This window comes from Prevotella sp. tf2-5, assembly GCF_900115435.1.
Classification (GTDB): domain Bacteria; phylum Bacteroidota; class Bacteroidia; order Bacteroidales; family Bacteroidaceae; genus Prevotella.
Map to the genome: position 1 here is coordinate 141,719 of NZ_FOWK01000001.1, position 15,329 is coordinate 157,047.

Sequence of the window (15,329 nt, forward strand, 5' to 3'; positions counted from 1 at the left end):
TTTAGTTGGGATAAATTGAACTCATGACTGCTTTGAATACAACATCCATCAGCCATACCACTACTGCAATGATAAGAGAAGCCGAAAGCACAAGTACAGCACTTTGTGTCAATTCCTTGCGAGTCGGCCATGTCGTCTTATGGGCAAGTTCTTCATAACATGCCTTGCAATAATTAAAAAATGTCTTTACGATATTCATATCTTTACCTTTTTAGCACGGGAAGGAGGACTCGAACCCACGACCCTCGGTTTTGGAGACCGATGCTCTACCAACTGAGCTATTCCCGTAAGTAAGCCCCCACCCAAAAGCGGGGGCTTGGATTATTATTTTCTCAATAGAAACTATAGTAAAACTACAGTGACTACAGGAAAAATACCTATTAAGAGATTAATCCTCGTAAACCTCTGTAATCTGACCAGAACCTACCGTACGACCACCCTCACGGATAGCGAAGCGGAGACCTGGGTTCAGGGCTACAGCGTAGATCAACTCAACGGTAATCTCTACGTTATCACCAGGCATTACCATCTCAACGCCAGCAGGCAGAGTGATCTCACCGGTGCAGTCCATTGTACGGAGATAGAACTGAGGACGATACTTGTTTCCGAATGGAGTGTGACGTCCACCCTCTTCCTTCTTCAGTACATAGATAGAAGCCTTGAACTTCTTGAAAGGTTTGATCTGTCCGGGATGGCAGAGGACCATACCACGCTTGATCTCGTTCTTATCGATACCACGGAGCAGCAGACCAACGTTATCACCAGCCTGACCCTCGTCAAGGATCTTACGGAACATCTCAACGCCAGTAACAACAGACTTCTTATCCTCACCGAGACCGAGCAGCTCAACCTCGTCACCTACGTGGATAACACCAGTCTCGATACGACCAGTAGCAACAGTACCACGACCAGTGATAGAGAATACGTCCTCAACAGGCATCAAGAAAGGTTTGTCAGTTGCGCGAGGAGGCTCCTGAATCCATGTGTCACAAGTATCCATCAGCTCCATCACCTTCTGCTCCCACTTCTCAACACCATTCAGTGCACCGAGGGCAGAACCACGAATGATAGGAGTATCATCCTCGAACTCATACTGAGCGAGAATCTCCTGAACCTCCATCTCAACGAGCTCCAGCATCTCCTCATCATCAACCATATCGCACTTGTTCAGGAATACAACCAGACGGGGAACGTTTACCTGACGAGCGAGCAGGACGTGCTCACGAGTCTGAGGCATAGGACCATCAGTAGCAGCAACAACAAGGATTGCACCGTCCATCTGAGCAGCACCAGTTACCATGTTCTTCACATAGTCGGCGTGTCCCGGACAGTCTACGTGAGCGTAGTGACGCTTAGCGGTCTCATACTCAACGTGAGCGGTGTTAATGGTGATACCACGCTCCTTCTCCTCAGGAGCATTATCAATCTGGTCGAAAGACTTAACCTCAGAAAGACCCTGCTTAGCCAAAACGGTAGTGATAGCAGCAGTCAGAGTTGTCTTACCATGGTCAACGTGACCAATTGTACCAATGTTTACGTGCGGTTTGGTGCGCACAAAATTCTCTTTAGCCATAGCTTTTCTTTGTTATAATTTATAAATGAATGATCGATTTAAATCCACATTTCTTTAAAGAGCTGTTACCGAGACTTGAACTCGGGACCTCTTCCTTACCAAGGAAGTGCTCTACCACTGAGCTATAACAGCGAGGTTAGAGCGGAAAACGGGGCTCAAACCCGCGACCCCCAGCTTGGAAGGCTAGTGCTCTATCAACTGAGCTATTTCCGCATTACTTCCTTTTCTGGAAGTGGGTGGTGATGGATTCGAACCACCGAAGTCGAAAGACAACAGATTTACAGTCTGCCCCATTTGGCCGCTCTGGAAACCACCCAATACGTTTTCTCTTTACCCTTTGTGAGCCTTAAGACAATTGGCTTCATCTATCCTAGGCTCTTTCGAGCCTCTTGTCGGATTCGAACCAACGACCCCGAGATTACAAATCACGTGCTCTGGCCAACTGAGCTAAAGAGGCTTCACTAAGCATCCGCCCCCCGAACAAGTTGTGAAATGTCGGAAAGCGGATGCAAAGGTAGGCATTATTTTCGAATTACCAAAACTTTTCAGAGTTTTTTTTATCTATTGCGCAATTTTTCCTTGTATTTCTGCAATTGCACCTTCATAGAATCCACACAAAGGTCAGTACTCTCTTCAAAAGTATCACTAGTCTTCTCCACGAATAAGGTGGAGCCAGGCACCGTAACGGTCATGCTTACTTCCTTATTCTGCGCAGTAGCAGGTTTTACCACCTTGCATTGCACATCCACCTTTTGAATATCCTCAAAGGTTTTTTCTAACTTGGCGACTTTCTTGTCGATGAACGCCTGTAGTTTCTCAGTAGCGTCAAAATGAATTGACTGAATCTTAATTTCCATAGTTACCTCCTATTTTTATAAGGTTATACTAAGCCCTTGGATGGGCATTCTTATATATATTTTTCAGTTGTTCAAACGTCGTATGAGTATAAATTTCCGTCGTTGCCACACTTTCATGCCCCAACAGTTTACGAACGCTCTCTAACCCAGCCCCGTTGTTCAACATGGCTGTCGCAAACGAGTGACGCAACACATGGGGCGATCTTTTTTTCATCGTTGTCACTTGTGATAGATATTTTTTAACCAGAACAGACACCTGTTCACGTGACACCCGTTTGCCATCCTCCGAGGTGAAAAGTGGCTCCGTCGGACTACCCACAATCTGGTTACGCAAAGCAATATAGTTACGGAGCGCCATCTCCAACTCTTTGCCAAAAGGTATAATCCGCTGTTTATTGCGTTTTCCCGTTACTTTCAATTGACGGGAAACAAAATCCACGTCTGCAGTGTTTAGTCCGATTAACTCCGCAAGCCGGACACCCGTACTATAGAATGTAATAATAATGGTACGCGCGCGCGAGCCTTTATAGTCCGCCTCCCACATCTCTGACATGTCAATTAGGCGATCCATTTCATTTTCACGTACAAACTGTGGCAACGGCTTTTGTTTCTTAGGACCCTTTACCATATGTGAAGGATCTCGTTTTACCAATCCACGTGACAAGGCAAAACGGAAAAAAGAACGCACGGCACTCAGATAACGATTCACTGATGATGCCATGTCGCCTTTATCCATCAAACTCTCCATCCAGTCACGGATGACATCCGAGTCTACCGACTCCCATGAGAGCTGACTTTCTCTTTTATTGAAGTACGCCTCGAAATCTCTGAGACTTTCCTCATAACATTCTATGGTTCGTTCAGAGCGATTCCGCTCATAGCGCAGATAGTCTAAAAATTTCTCTATCATATTCATCCGTTGCACCTTTTCGGCAACGAATTTACAAAGAATTCTTCAAACTACCAAATAATTTGGCTACTTTTTTACTCTTCAGTAGCGCGCAACTTCTGTACGTAAACAGCGTGTTCCATCTTCAGGCGCTTCAGTACAGAGGGCTTGTCAAACTGCTGACGGCGACGGAGTTCTTTTACCACACCTGTCTTCTCAAACTTTCTCTTGAACTTCTTGAGGGCCTTCTCGATGTTCTCGCCTTCCTTTACTGGTACAATAATCATGTCGTTTTTTGCTTTTTATTTTTTATGTTAAACTTCTGTTTTGCGATTAAGCGGGTGCAAAATTACAACTATTTTACGAATTATACAAGTTTTTTTGTCTTTTTTTTGAAGTTATAATGGCAAGGTAGCCTGTCGGAGCCATTCTTTTTCTGTCTTATCAAGGAAGGGAGACAATTTTTCAAAAACCGTCTCATGATAATTGTCAAGCCATTCTATTTCCTCTTTCGTCAGCATTTCAGGGACGATTGGGTTCTTGTCAATTGGGCACAATGTCAATGTTTCGAACCGTAAGAAACGTCCGCATTCCGTTTCTTCTGAAGGGATAACAAGAAGAGTGTTCTCTATACGAATACCAAAACGGTTCTCCATATAAACCCCTGGTTCGTCCGTAACGGTCATCCCCGCATGCATCTTAGCGGGGCACCATTCCATACGTATCTGATGAGGACCCTCGTGGACATTCAAGAAACTCCCCACACCATGACCAGTGCCATGCAGATAGTTGTAGCCAGCCTTCCATAGATCTTTCCTGGCAATGGCATCAAGTTGTGTTCCGCTGGCACCGTCTGGGAAATGAAGCATCTGCAACTGGACATGCCCTTTCAACACTAATGTATACACTTGACGCTGTTCTTCCGTGAGAGGACCTAAAGCGATGGTTCGTGTAATGTCCGTCGTTCCATCCTGATATTGTGCACCGCTGTCTAATAACAAAAGCCCCTTGGGTTGTAAGGCGACATCTGTCTCTGGTGTCGCCTCATAATGGACAATGGCACCATGTGCCTCATAACCAGCTATTGTATCGAAAGAAAGTCCCCTATACATGGGGTGACGAGCACGTAAGGACTCCAATTGTCTTGAGACGGAGATTTCCGTCTCTCCTTTACCTGCTTCTCTTTTCAAGCTTTCACTCAACCACTTCAAGAACTTGACCATTGCGATGCCATCACGTAACATTGCGGACCTAAAACCCGCCTGCTCCCTTTCATTCTTTACAGCTTTCATTGCTGCTATAGGAGATTTTCCACGCACGACAATGCGGTTAACCCTTTGATACAATGTATAGCCGACTTCTTCTGGATCAAGCAGGATATTATACTCAAAATAGCCTTGTAATCCCTTACCGATTTCAGCATAATCAGCAACTTCAACACCCTGTCCTTTCAGATAAGAGAGAATCTCACCACTCACTTTCACCTTATTAATATATAAGGTTGCTTTATTGGAGTCTATCAAAAGAAACGAAACAAATACCGGATTACAATGAACATCGGAGCCACGAAGGTTCAATGTCCATGCAATATCATCGAGAGTTACCACAAGCATACCGTCTACATGTTGCTCATGCAGTGCCTGTCGGATCCGTCGAAGTTTTGACGTTGTCTCCTCCCCTGCCAACTCCAAGGGGTGTATCTCCACAGGACGCTGCGGAATTGCTGGGCGGTCTTTCCATATCCGTTGCAGTGGATCAAAGTTGGTACGCACGGTTATACCGCCACAACGCTTCAGTTCCTCTTTCAGTTTTTCCACGTCAACCACCGAGATAACCATACCATCCACCCCAATCTCTTTATCATCCATATCAATCAACTCGTGAGCTATCCACTCATGAATAGTGGGTGTACCTTCCACTTTTTGCTTCATCAGTTGAAACTCCGTCCCCCTGAGCTGTTGCCCCGCCTGGATAAAATAACGAGAATCCGTCCATAATGCCGCGCTCTTAAGAGTCACCACAGCAATACCCGCAGAACCTGTAAAACCACTGATCCACTCACGACCTTTCCAATAGTCTGCAGTATACTCACTATGATGCGGATCTGTCGTAGGGAAGATAAAAGCACTCAGATGCTCTCTCCGCAATTCCTCCCTCAACTGTCCTAATCGTTCTGTTATTTTGTCCATATCGGGTGCTAAGATACAAAAATGTAGCGAGACTGACAAATTTTAAAACAAAAAAAATGCCGCTACTCTCCACGAGCAGCGACATCCAAAGCCTATGTTTAACTAAAAATCCTTTTTCAAATAATTCCAGTCTTTGCGACTGGAAGGCTTGTCTTTCGACAAGATATCTAAATTAATACTAACCATTCGCTTAAAAAAGAAATTTATGAGCGCCTCACGGCGACCACTGTTATCCTAACACATTTAAAACTTTCTTATTACCAATAACTAAAAACCTAAAACTATAAATATTACTACTAACCTAAAACAATCTATTAACCGAATGTCTTACTGGAACCTCTTGTTCCTTTTGACATTGCAAAATTACATCGATTTTCAAAACCCACAATGACTTTTTCACTTTTATTGCCCAAAAATCGCCTATTCTTGACCTAAATCAACGAATTGTGTGCGCAAACAATGAAAAAATCAACAAATTATGAGGTTATTTGCCTACTTATTCGTACCTTTGTCATGATGCGAATATTGATTGTCAATACGAGTGAGCGGACAGGGGGAGCTGCGGTGGCTGCCAATCGTCTGATGGAGGCACTGAACAACTATGGCGTAAGGGCAAAGATGCTGGTACGTGACAAACAAACCGATGCCCTCACAGTCATAGGTTTACCTCCAACGTGGAAGTTACATTGGAATTTCCTCTGGGAACGTTTCTGTGTATGGATTCATTTACGATGTCGTCGTCAGCATCTCTTTGATATTGATATCGCCAATGCAGGAACAGACATTACGAGTATTAGAGAATTTAAGGAGGCAGACATCATCCACCTGCACTGGATTAACCAAGGCATGCTCTCTTTGAAAGATATCCGCAAGATACTGACAAGTGGTAAGAAGGTGGTATGGACGATGCACGACATCTGGCCAGCCACAGCTATTTGCCATTTGACACTCGACTGCAGACATTTTGAGACAGGTTGCCAAAATTGCCGTTTGTTACCAGAAGGAGGTTCGAAAAACGATCTCTCGGTTAAGGTATGGAAGCAAAAACGGCAGATGTTAGAGGGACAACATGTTACATTTGTCGCATGCAGCCAATGGCTTGCTGGCGAGGCACAGAAAAGTGCCCTTTTACAAAATCAACGCATCATCAATATACCAAACCCTATTGACACACATCTTTATCACCCCATCGACCAACAAGAGACACGACAAGAACTTGGGCTGCCCACGAACCTGCGTCTCATTCTTTTCGTATCACAGCGTGCTACCAATCCATATAAAGGCATGCAACACCTGACAGAGGCTTGCCAGTTGCTGGCCAACCAATACCCAGAGATGAGAGAGAACACAGCCGTGGTGGTTTTAGGAGGCCATGCAGAGGAAGTGACAACTCCCTTACCATTCAAAAGTTACCCTTTGGGCTATGTGAATGACGAGCATCGTATCGTAAAGGTATATAATGCCGCTGACGTATTCATACTGCCCTCTCTTTCTGAGAACTTGCCCAACACCATTATGGAGGCAATGGCATGCGGTATCCCATGTGTTGGATTCCACATCGGAGGCATCCCAGAGGAAATAGACCATCTAGAGAATGGTTATGTGGCAGCTTATCAAGACGCTGCTGACCTCGCTAAAGGAATCCGATGGATACTTGACGAAGCAACCAAAGAGGACTTAAAAAGAGCATGCTTAAGGAAAGTGGCACGCAACTATTCACAACAGAGCATTGCCCAACGCTATCTAGAAATCTATGAACAATGAAAATTACAATTATTACAGTTACTTATAATGCGGCATCCGTCCTGCAACGGACACTCGACAGTGTCTGTACCCAGACCTATCAGGATATCGAGCACCTGATCATCGACGGAGCCTCAAAAGACGAGACTGTGCAGATGGCTGAAAGTTACAAGGCACAAGTTCCATATAAGGTAGTCATCCGCTCCGAACCTGACCAGGGACTCTATGACGCTATGAACAAAGGGCTGCACAAAGCTACTGGTGATTATCTCATATTTCTCAATGCAGGAGACGCCCTTCATTCCAACAACACTTTAGAAACTGTTAGTCAACTATCATCTAACTCCCCAGCTGTTATATACGGTGATACCTCCATTGTAGATAGTGAAGGTAGATTCCTTCATCTGCGCAGACTACGTCCCCCGAAACAGCTCACATGGAAATCTTTTAAACAAGGTATGCTCGTATGCCATCAGGCTTTCTATGTACGGACGGATATCGCCCAGCAGGAGGATTACGACCTTCTATACCGCCATTCAGCAGATGTTGATTGGTGCATCCGTGTAATGAAACGTGCTGAGCAACAACACTTACCCTTTGTGAATACGAATGCGATCCTTGCCGACTTCATGGAGGGTGGTAATACTACTCAGAATCATCGAGCCTCTCTAAAAGAACGTTATCAGGTTATGTGCCACCATTACGGCACCATCCAAACAATCCTCTTACATCTTTGGTTTCTCGCGCGTACATTATTAATATAAATCTTAAAAATAGAGTCCGGATCTTCACAGACCCGAACTCCTTCACAATGTAAAGTTCTAAAAAATTACCCAAATGGGTAATGGCTTATATCTTTTTTTCTTAAAGTACTCATCACATTCTTTACTTCTATCATTTTAAACAAATGGGGAGGTGACTCACGTCAGCCCCCCACGACTAAAACCATAACTAGCATAACTACTAATCAAATATTTCAAATCTAACCTAAGCTGATTAAAATGCTTTTCTTTTGATTCTGTCGCAAAATTACACCTCTTTTATGAATATTGCAAATTCTGAAGTTACACGAACCTTTTCATTTGTAACATGTGTTATTCATATAACCTTTTTGTTACATGAGAAAAAGATTAAGTTGCATTTGACAATTGCTTTCGATTGAAAAAGCATTAACTTTGCAACAAAAATAAAAAACCAACCATTCAATATGTTATGAAAAAAATCATCTTCACAATCCTGACCTGTCTTGGTGTAACGGCGGACACCTTTGCACAAGACCCCAATTTCTACATTTTCCTTTGTTTCGGACAATCCAACATGGAAGGTGCCGCACGAATAGAGCCACAAGACCTGGAAGGAGTCAGTCCGCGCTTCCTGCTAATGCCAGCCGTCGACGACCCTGCACGTAATCGCAAGATGGGAGAATGGTGCCACGCACTTCCCCCACTTTGCCGTCCCAACACAGGTCTGACACCTGTCGACTATTTCGGACGAACCTTGACAGAAAATCTTCCAGAGAACATTCGTGTCGGTGTCATTCATGTCGCTATAGGCGGTATCCGCATCGAAGGTTTCATGCCTGAAGGTATGGAAGAGTTCGTTAAGACAGCACCAGGCTGGATGACTGGCATGCTGCAGGCATACGACAATAACCCTTACAAACGACTGGTCACCCTTGCCCAAAAAGCACAAAAAGACGGTGTCATCAAAGGCATCCTCATGCATCAGGGAGAGTCTAACACGGGAGATCCCGAGTGGGCGAACAAGGTACAAAACGTTTATGACCATTTATTAGGAGACCTCCAACTCAAGCCAGAGGAAGTACCACTCCTGGCTGGTGAAGTAGTACAAGCCAATGGAGAAGGACAGTGCATTGCAATGAACAAACAGATTGACGAGCTGCCAAAGACACTTCACACATCTCAAGTCATTTCCTCTACTGGATGTTCTAATGGACCTGACAAATTACATTTTGACGCTGCCGGCTACCGCGAGCTAGGTCGTCGATATGGAGAGAAAATGCTAGAACTAATGGGCTATCATGTCCGTTCGCCATTTACCGTACCCGAGGATGCTATGACCGCTGAGACCACCATTCCAGGAAATGACTTCCCAAAAGTTGACAAAGAGCGCCGTGCCTATTTCCGTTTGAATGCACCTCTTGCCAGTAGTGTAATCGTAGATATCTGTGGTAAGAAATATGACATGCGTCGTGACGAGAAAGGAATCTGGTGTGCTGTCACCGATCCCCTGGTGGTAGGATTCCATTATTATTTTATCAATATTGGGGGGGTAAATGTCATCGACCCCGCCACAGAGACATTCTTCGGGTGCAACCGTGAGGCTGGTGGTATAGAGATTCCCGAGGGGGCAGAGGGAGACTATTATCGCCCACAACAAGGAATCGAGCACGGGCAGGTTCGTTCTATCTACTACTATGCCAATGCAACTCAGGAATGGCGGCATGCCATGGTATATACCCCTGCGGAGTACGAAAAGGGAAAGAAACACTATCCAGTACTTTACCTGCAGCATGGAATGGGCGAGGATGAGACAGGATGGGGTAAACAGGGACACATGCAACATATCATGGACAACCTGATTGCCAGTAAAGAAGTAGTACCTATGATTGTTGTTATGGAGAGTGGAGATGTGAAGGCTCCATTCCGTGGAGGTGACAATCGCCAGGGATTCAGTGAGTATGGTGCCAGCTTCTATCAAGTAATGATACAGGATCTGATACCAACCATAGATTCTAAGTTCCGCACCTTAACAGACCGAGATCATCGTGCGATGGCCGGTCTGTCATGGGGTGGGCACCAGACCTTCGACCTTGTTTTGAATAACATGGACAAATTCTCCTATATGGGAGCTTTCAGTGGTGCGATCTTCGGACTGGACGTGAAGACTGCCTACAATGGTGTGTTTTCCAAGCCAGAGGAATTCAACAAGAAGATACATTATTTGTATCTTAGTTGCGGCAGCGAGGAAAACTTCGGTACTGAGGCTTTAGTTAAGAGTTTGCAAGAAGCCGGTATCAAGACCGACTTTTACGTGTCCCCAGGCACTCATCATGAATGGTTGACATGGCGTCGTTGTTTCCGTCAGTTTATTCCTCACCTATTTAAATAATATATATGAGAAATATCATTTTGTCCATTTCCATTCTAAGCACATTAGCTGTATCAGCACAGAACCCCGTCATTCGTGACCAATTCGCCGCTGACCCTACCGCCCGTGTGTTTAACAATAAGGTATATGTCTATCCGTCCCACGACATTCCTGCTCCAGAAGGACAAAGACAGGATTGGTTCTGTATGGCAGACTATCATGTGTTCTCCTCTGAGAACCTGACGGACTGGACAGACCATGGTGTAATCCTTTCACAAGAGCAAGTTCCTTGGGGAAAAACAGACGCTTATTCCATGTGGGCACCCGACTGTGTCTATAAAAACGGGAAATATTATTTTTATTTTCCTAATGCTCCCAAAGATGGACGAGGCTTTGCCGTAGGAGTAGCCATTGCCAATCAGCCAGAAGGTCCATTCACCTGTGTGCAGGAACCTATCATGGGCATATCCGGCATTGATCCTTGCGTCCTCATCGATGATGATTGTTCTGCGTATATTTACTGGAGCGGCATGGGTATTCGTGGAGCAAGACTGAAAGAAAACATGCTAGAACTGGATGGGGAATTACAGGAAGTGAAGATACCCAAACGAGACGGAATGCCAGAGATGCCTCCGATGAAGATGGGTGGCCAGGTGATGGAAGGGCTGCCCGACGGTTTCAAGGAAGGTCCTTTTGCCTTCAAGCGCAATGGTTGGTATTACCTGACCTTCCCATGGGTTCGTGGTAACACCAGCAATGGTGCCAATCCCACGGAGACACTTGCCTATGCCATGTCGAAATCACCTTTAGGTCCTTGGGATTTCAAGGGTATCATCATGGCAGAACACGACAACCACTGCTGGACGAACCATCATAGTATTTTGGAATACAAGGGACAATGGTATATCTTCTATCATCGGAACGATTTCTCCCCAAATATGGACAAACGACGTTCCACTCGTATCGAGAAGATCGCATTCAATAGTGACGGAACAATCCAGGAGGTCAAGCAAACCATGCGTGGCGTAGGTATCAATCAGGCTGTGGAGAGAATCGAGATCGACCGCTACAGTAGTGCAAGCAACGATGTGACGACACAACTGATTGACACTGTAAACACCTTCCGCAGTTTTGAGGCTATATTATCACAAAAAGGTAGCTGGCTGCGTTACAATGACATTGATTTCAATTCTGTAACAGACGCTTATCTAGTCGTCAATGTCAAGGCTGCCGACAATACCGAGTTCTTTGTCAGAGAGAAGTCGGCAAAGGGAAAGATCATCGCCAAGGTTCCTATGACGGTCAAGAGTGAGACGAGATTCCCTGGTTCCCCCACCCCTTTCCGTCGTGACCAGAGTAACCAATGGCTCACGATGACTGTTCCTATGGAATATCTTCCAAAAGGAGTAACAGACATTGTCATTACCAACGAGGGTAATGCGGCGTTCAGCATCAACTGGATTCAGTTCAAGAACCGTCCGAAATACTTCTCTCCCGTCCCAGCTACCGCAGCCCCGTCGCAACCAGACCAAGAAGGTTTTATCCGCCGTTGGAGACTATTGGAACCTATCGCCGTCGATGTCCGTTCCAATGTCGTCTTCACCTATTCGTGGCTACGTCACAAATTTGGTGAAGAGCTCGCTAAGTTCAATACAAACAGTAAAAAAGGGAAGTGGTATGTCATGGACAGCGAGACCTATAACATGAAACTGTTCCGCTTCGCGGAGAAATACGGTAAGCAGACTTACGGCTCTTTCTACTGGTGTGAGACTGTCATTGACAGTCCTGAGGAGATGCGGAATGTCCGACTCGCCTGTGGGTCCAATGGTGCGTCATTATGGTGGCTCAACGGGGAAGAGGTATTGATGTTGGAAGGTGACCGTCGTATGGTGGAGGATGATGGTATGTCACCCCGTCTAACCCTCAAGAAAGGACGTAACACCTTACGTGTTGCTGTCATCAACGGTCCTGGTCTAAGCGACATGTGTGCTCGTTTCATTGATGAGAAAGGAAAACCGATTACCGACTACAATGTAAAAGTTCAATAATTTAAAATGTAACAATTAAGATATAACGCTATATGAAACGTATATTTCTCTTTATTTCATTGTTTAATTTTTACATTGCCATGACACCTGTTAAGGCACAGACAGGTGCTCCTTATATCCACGACCCTTCTACGATAGCCGAGTGTGAGGGAAAATACTACACCTTTGGTACGGGTGGTGGAGGACTCATCTCTGAAGACGGTTGGTCGTGGCATAGTGGTGCGGATCGTCCAGGCGGCGGTGCGGCTCCCGATGTCCTGAAGATTGGAGACCGCTACCTATGCATCTACGGCGCTACAGGTGGTGGACTGGGTGGAGGACATAACGGTCGCATCCTGACGATGTGGAACAAGACCCTTGATCCGACATCTCCCGACTTCAAATGGACCACCCCTGTCGAAGTGTGCTCCTCGGACGGTATGGAAGACCAAGATGCCATTGACCCAGGATTGCTGCTTGACCCGACCACAGGAAGACTTTGGGCGAGTTACGGCACCTATTTCGGTACTATCCGCCTGATTGAATTGGACCCAAAGACTGGAGAGCGAGTCAAAGGCAACAAGGAGAAAGACATTGCCATTGACTGTGAGGCGACAGACTTGCTCTATCGAGACGGCTGGTATTACCTGCTTGGTACGCACGGCACCTGTTGTGATGGTGTGAACTCTACCTATAATATTGTCGTAGGACGCTCTCGCAATGTGGAAGGACCTTATGTCGACAATGTGGGACGTGACATGTTCCATGGCGGTGGAAGAATGGTCATTGCCGCTGGAGACCGCAAGACAGGTCCCGGACATTTCGGACGTACTGTAATTGACGACGGTGTAGAGATTATGTCCTGTCATTTCGAGGCAGACTTCGACCGCAGCGGTCGTTCTGTACTGGGTATCCTTCCGCTGTTATGGAAGAATGGATGGCCCGTGGCTGGCAAACAGTTAAAAGACGGGGCGTATGCCATCTTCTCCGAGCGTCGTGGCTACAGTCTGGAACTTGCCGTCGATTTTATCCGCATGGAACAGGAACGACAGCGTTTCTGGCAGATAGATCCCAATGAGCCTGTCAAGGCCATCCCCGACCAAAGACTGGAAGAGGTCATCGGCACCTGGCCAGATGGGGAGATTGCAGTCCGCTGCAGCGACTATATGTTCCGACCCTGGCAGCACTGGCATATCAAGCCTGTACCACAGGCAGGCGGACGGTTGACGGGACCCCTCTATGAGATTTATATAGAAGGAACAACCCGTGCATTGACAGCGACTGCCGACCTACAAGTTGCCACGAAGGAATTTGAAGGACAAGACAACCAGTTATGGTGGATTGAGCAGTTGACTGACGGTTCCTTCCGTCTCATGCCATTCGCCATACCCGGACAAGAGGGTTTTAATAAGAAATACTGCCTCTATTCTGCCGGTGACAGTACACCCTCTCTCGCAGAATATGATTTCAACACCGACAATTCCAAATGGAATTTCCAACAAAGATAAATATCACAAGTAGCATTCTATGAAAACGACAAAGCTAACAATACTCTTAGGACTATTGGGATTTACTACCCTACAGGCACAGAATCCTTTCGTACAAACATGGTATACCTCCGATCCGGCACCTATGGTGCATGACGGGACGATGTATGTCTATACAGGACATGACGAAGACGGTGCCGACTTCTTTTGGATGCAGGAATGGCGAGTCTATTCCACACAGGATATGGTCAACTGGACCGACCATGGCTCTCCCCTTGCCTTGGAGAGTTTCTCGTGGGCTGACGACCGTGCATGGGCAAGTCAGTGTATCGAGCGTAATGGGAAGTTCTACTGGTATATCTGTGCCCATTCCAAACTCTCCAACGGTATGGCGATCGGTGTTGCCGTAGGTGACACACCTACAGGTCCTTTCAAGGATGCTATTGGCAAACCTCTCTTTGAGAACGGCAGCTGGGACCATATCGACCCTACCGTCTTGATTGATGACAACGGACAGGCATGGTTGATGTGGGGCAACCCCCAGTGCTACTATCTGAAGCTGAATGAGGACATGATATCATACAGTGGAGAGTTGGGACTCCTCGACATGACGGAGGACGCGTTCGGCGGTCCAATGATGAGTAAGCGAGAGAAAGACAAAAAATACAAGGACGGCTATGTCGAGGGACCTTGGCTTAGGAAAGTGGACCGTTCCAAGTATCAAGCGGATCCTTCCAAAGCTTACCAGCTACTATATGCGGCAGGTGGAGTCCCAGAGCATATCTCCTATAGTACGGCACCCTCACCCGTTGGTCCTTGGAAATACGCAGGAGAGATCATGCCGTTATGTGACACCCAGTCATTTACCAACCATTGTGGTGTCACCGACTACAAAGGACATAGTTATTTCTTCTACCATACAGGAAAACTTCCTGGTGGTGGCGGTTTTGGACGTAGTGTCGCCGTAGAGGAGTTCAAGTATAACGCCGATGGCAGCTTCCCCACCATCATGCCGACGAACGAGGGAGTGAAACCCATCGACACTTTCAATCCCTATCGTAAGGTAGAGGCAGAGACGATGGCATTCTCCAAGGGTATCAAGACAGAGCAGAACGACCAGATAGGTGTCTATGTGACAAGCATCCACAACAGCGACTATATCAAACTGCAGAACGTGGAGTTTGGCAAGAAGACACCACGCACCTTCACTGCCCGTGTGGCAAGTGGACTGCGTGGTGGTGCCATTGAGATCCGTATTGACAGCATTGGCGGACAACTGCTAGGTCGCTTGGAGGTTCCTGCCACTGGTGGATGGGAGCAATGGCAGACCCTCACTGCCGACCTGGACTACCCCCTCTCCATTCTCAACTCTCTACACCCAACCACCCACGACCTGTATCTTGTCTTCACAGGACGTAAAGGTCCTAAGCTCTTTAACTTCGACTGGTGGGAG

At 46.3% G+C, this 15,329-nt stretch carries 11 protein-coding genes, 5 tRNA genes and 1 pseudogene; 6 read left to right on the top strand and 11 right to left on the bottom strand.

Translation table 11 applies throughout. From position 1 onward, the window contains the following. Position 1 precedes the first annotated feature (1 nt). The 11 genes from secE to BM257_RS00690 all read right to left on the bottom strand — a co-directional run bounded on the left by secE (position 2) and on the right by BM257_RS00690 (position 5,508). Positions 2-199 (bottom strand): preprotein translocase subunit SecE, encoded by a 198-nt coding sequence (gene secE, locus BM257_RS00640; RefSeq protein WP_092067221.1) that lies wholly within the window; start codon positions 197-199, stop codon positions 2-4. A 16-nt stretch (positions 200-215) separates the two neighbouring features. Next, positions 216-288: transfer RNA gene (locus BM257_RS00645), tRNA-Trp, on the bottom strand. Between the two features lie 100 nt (positions 289-388). Continuing rightward, complete coding sequence (gene tuf, locus BM257_RS00650; protein ID WP_092067223.1) at positions 389-1,573, bottom strand: elongation factor Tu; 1,185 nt, start codon at positions 1,571-1,573, stop codon at positions 389-391. A gap of 60 nt (positions 1,574-1,633) precedes the next feature. Then, positions 1,634-1,705, bottom strand: a tRNA-Thr gene (locus BM257_RS00655). 8 nt (positions 1,706-1,713) lie between these two features. Continuing rightward, positions 1,714-1,786, bottom strand: a tRNA-Gly gene (locus BM257_RS00660). A 20-nt stretch (positions 1,787-1,806) separates the two neighbouring features. Next, positions 1,807-1,889 (bottom strand) — tRNA-Tyr (locus BM257_RS00665). A 67-nt stretch (positions 1,890-1,956) separates the two neighbouring features. Then, a tRNA-Thr gene (locus BM257_RS00670) sits at positions 1,957-2,030 on the bottom strand. Positions 2,031-2,130: 100 nt separating this feature from the next. Further along, positions 2,131-2,430 (bottom strand): ribosome hibernation-promoting factor, HPF/YfiA family, encoded by a 300-nt coding sequence (gene hpf, locus BM257_RS00675; protein WP_092067225.1) that lies wholly within the window; start codon positions 2,428-2,430, stop codon positions 2,131-2,133. Between the two features lie 28 nt (positions 2,431-2,458). Next, positions 2,459-3,346 carry a site-specific tyrosine recombinase/integron integrase gene (gene xerA, locus BM257_RS00680; protein WP_092067227.1) on the bottom strand — a complete coding sequence of 296 codons (888 nt, stop codon included), beginning with the start codon at positions 3,344-3,346 and terminating at the stop codon, positions 2,459-2,461. Positions 3,347-3,414: 68 nt separating this feature from the next. Continuing rightward, positions 3,415-3,606: a 30S ribosomal protein S21 gene (gene rpsU / locus BM257_RS00685; RefSeq protein WP_092067229.1), complete on the bottom strand. Its 192-nt coding sequence runs from the start codon at positions 3,604-3,606 to the stop codon at positions 3,415-3,417. Positions 3,607-3,717: 111 nt separating this feature from the next. After that, on the bottom strand, positions 3,718-5,508 hold the full coding sequence (locus tag BM257_RS00690) for an aminopeptidase P family protein (RefSeq protein WP_092067230.1): 1,791 nt from the start codon (positions 5,506-5,508) through the stop codon (positions 3,718-3,720). 516 nt (positions 5,509-6,024) lie between these two features. Here BM257_RS00690 and BM257_RS00695 point away from each other — a divergent pair. From BM257_RS00695 to BM257_RS15235, 6 genes and pseudogenes are all read left to right on the top strand, one after another. Beyond that, positions 6,025-7,272: a glycosyltransferase family 4 protein gene (locus tag BM257_RS00695; RefSeq protein WP_092067728.1), complete on the top strand. Its 1,248-nt coding sequence runs from the start codon at positions 6,025-6,027 to the stop codon at positions 7,270-7,272. Then, positions 7,269-8,015, top strand: coding sequence for a glycosyltransferase family 2 protein (locus BM257_RS00700; RefSeq protein WP_092067232.1), 747 nt, complete (start codon positions 7,269-7,271; stop codon positions 8,013-8,015). The genes BM257_RS00695 and BM257_RS00700 overlap by 4 nt, the downstream gene beginning before the upstream one ends. A gap of 448 nt (positions 8,016-8,463) precedes the next feature. Then, positions 8,464-10,383, top strand: coding sequence for a bifunctional carbohydrate acetyl esterase/feruloyl esterase (locus tag BM257_RS00705; protein ID WP_092067234.1), 1,920 nt, complete (start codon positions 8,464-8,466; stop codon positions 10,381-10,383). Between the two features lie 5 nt (positions 10,384-10,388). After that, the gene (locus BM257_RS00710) at positions 10,389-12,410 is read left to right on the top strand and encodes a family 43 glycosylhydrolase (protein ID WP_092067236.1); all 2,022 of its coding nucleotides are present in this window, start codon (positions 10,389-10,391) and stop codon (positions 12,408-12,410) included. Between the two features lie 32 nt (positions 12,411-12,442). Then, positions 12,443-13,897, top strand: a complete 1,455-nt coding sequence (locus BM257_RS00715) for a family 43 glycosylhydrolase (protein ID WP_092067238.1) — start codon at positions 12,443-12,445, stop codon at positions 13,895-13,897. Between the two features lie 19 nt (positions 13,898-13,916). Further along, positions 13,917-15,320 (top strand): annotated as a pseudogene (locus BM257_RS15235) (glycoside hydrolase family 43 protein); the annotation flags it as partial. Positions 15,321-15,329: the final 9 nt, after the last annotated feature.

What these genes read in the sequence shown, in the direction of transcription:
- secE (WP_092067221.1), bottom strand. Translation starts at nt 199, where the DNA reads ATGAATATCGTAAAGACATTTTTTAATTATTGCAAGGCATGTTATGAA.
- tuf (WP_092067223.1), bottom strand. Translation starts at nt 1,573, where the DNA reads ATGGCTAAAGAGAATTTTGTGCGCACCAAACCGCACGTAAACATTGGT.
- hpf (WP_092067225.1), bottom strand. Translation starts at nt 2,430, where the DNA reads ATGGAAATTAAGATTCAGTCAATTCATTTTGACGCTACTGAGAAACTA.
- xerA (WP_092067227.1), bottom strand. Translation starts at nt 3,346, where the DNA reads ATGAATATGATAGAGAAATTTTTAGACTATCTGCGCTATGAGCGGAAT.
- rpsU (WP_092067229.1), bottom strand. Translation starts at nt 3,606, where the DNA reads ATGATTATTGTACCAGTAAAGGAAGGCGAGAACATCGAGAAGGCCCTC.
- BM257_RS00690 (WP_092067230.1), bottom strand. Translation starts at nt 5,508, where the DNA reads ATGGACAAAATAACAGAACGATTAGGACAGTTGAGGGAGGAATTGCGG.
- BM257_RS00695 (WP_092067728.1), top strand. Translation starts at nt 6,025, where the DNA reads ATGCGAATATTGATTGTCAATACGAGTGAGCGGACAGGGGGAGCTGCG.
- BM257_RS00700 (WP_092067232.1), top strand. Translation starts at nt 7,269, where the DNA reads ATGAAAATTACAATTATTACAGTTACTTATAATGCGGCATCCGTCCTG.
- BM257_RS00705 (WP_092067234.1), top strand. Translation starts at nt 8,464, where the DNA reads ATGAAAAAAATCATCTTCACAATCCTGACCTGTCTTGGTGTAACGGCG.
- BM257_RS00710 (WP_092067236.1), top strand. Translation starts at nt 10,389, where the DNA reads ATGAGAAATATCATTTTGTCCATTTCCATTCTAAGCACATTAGCTGTA.
- BM257_RS00715 (WP_092067238.1), top strand. Translation starts at nt 12,443, where the DNA reads ATGAAACGTATATTTCTCTTTATTTCATTGTTTAATTTTTACATTGCC.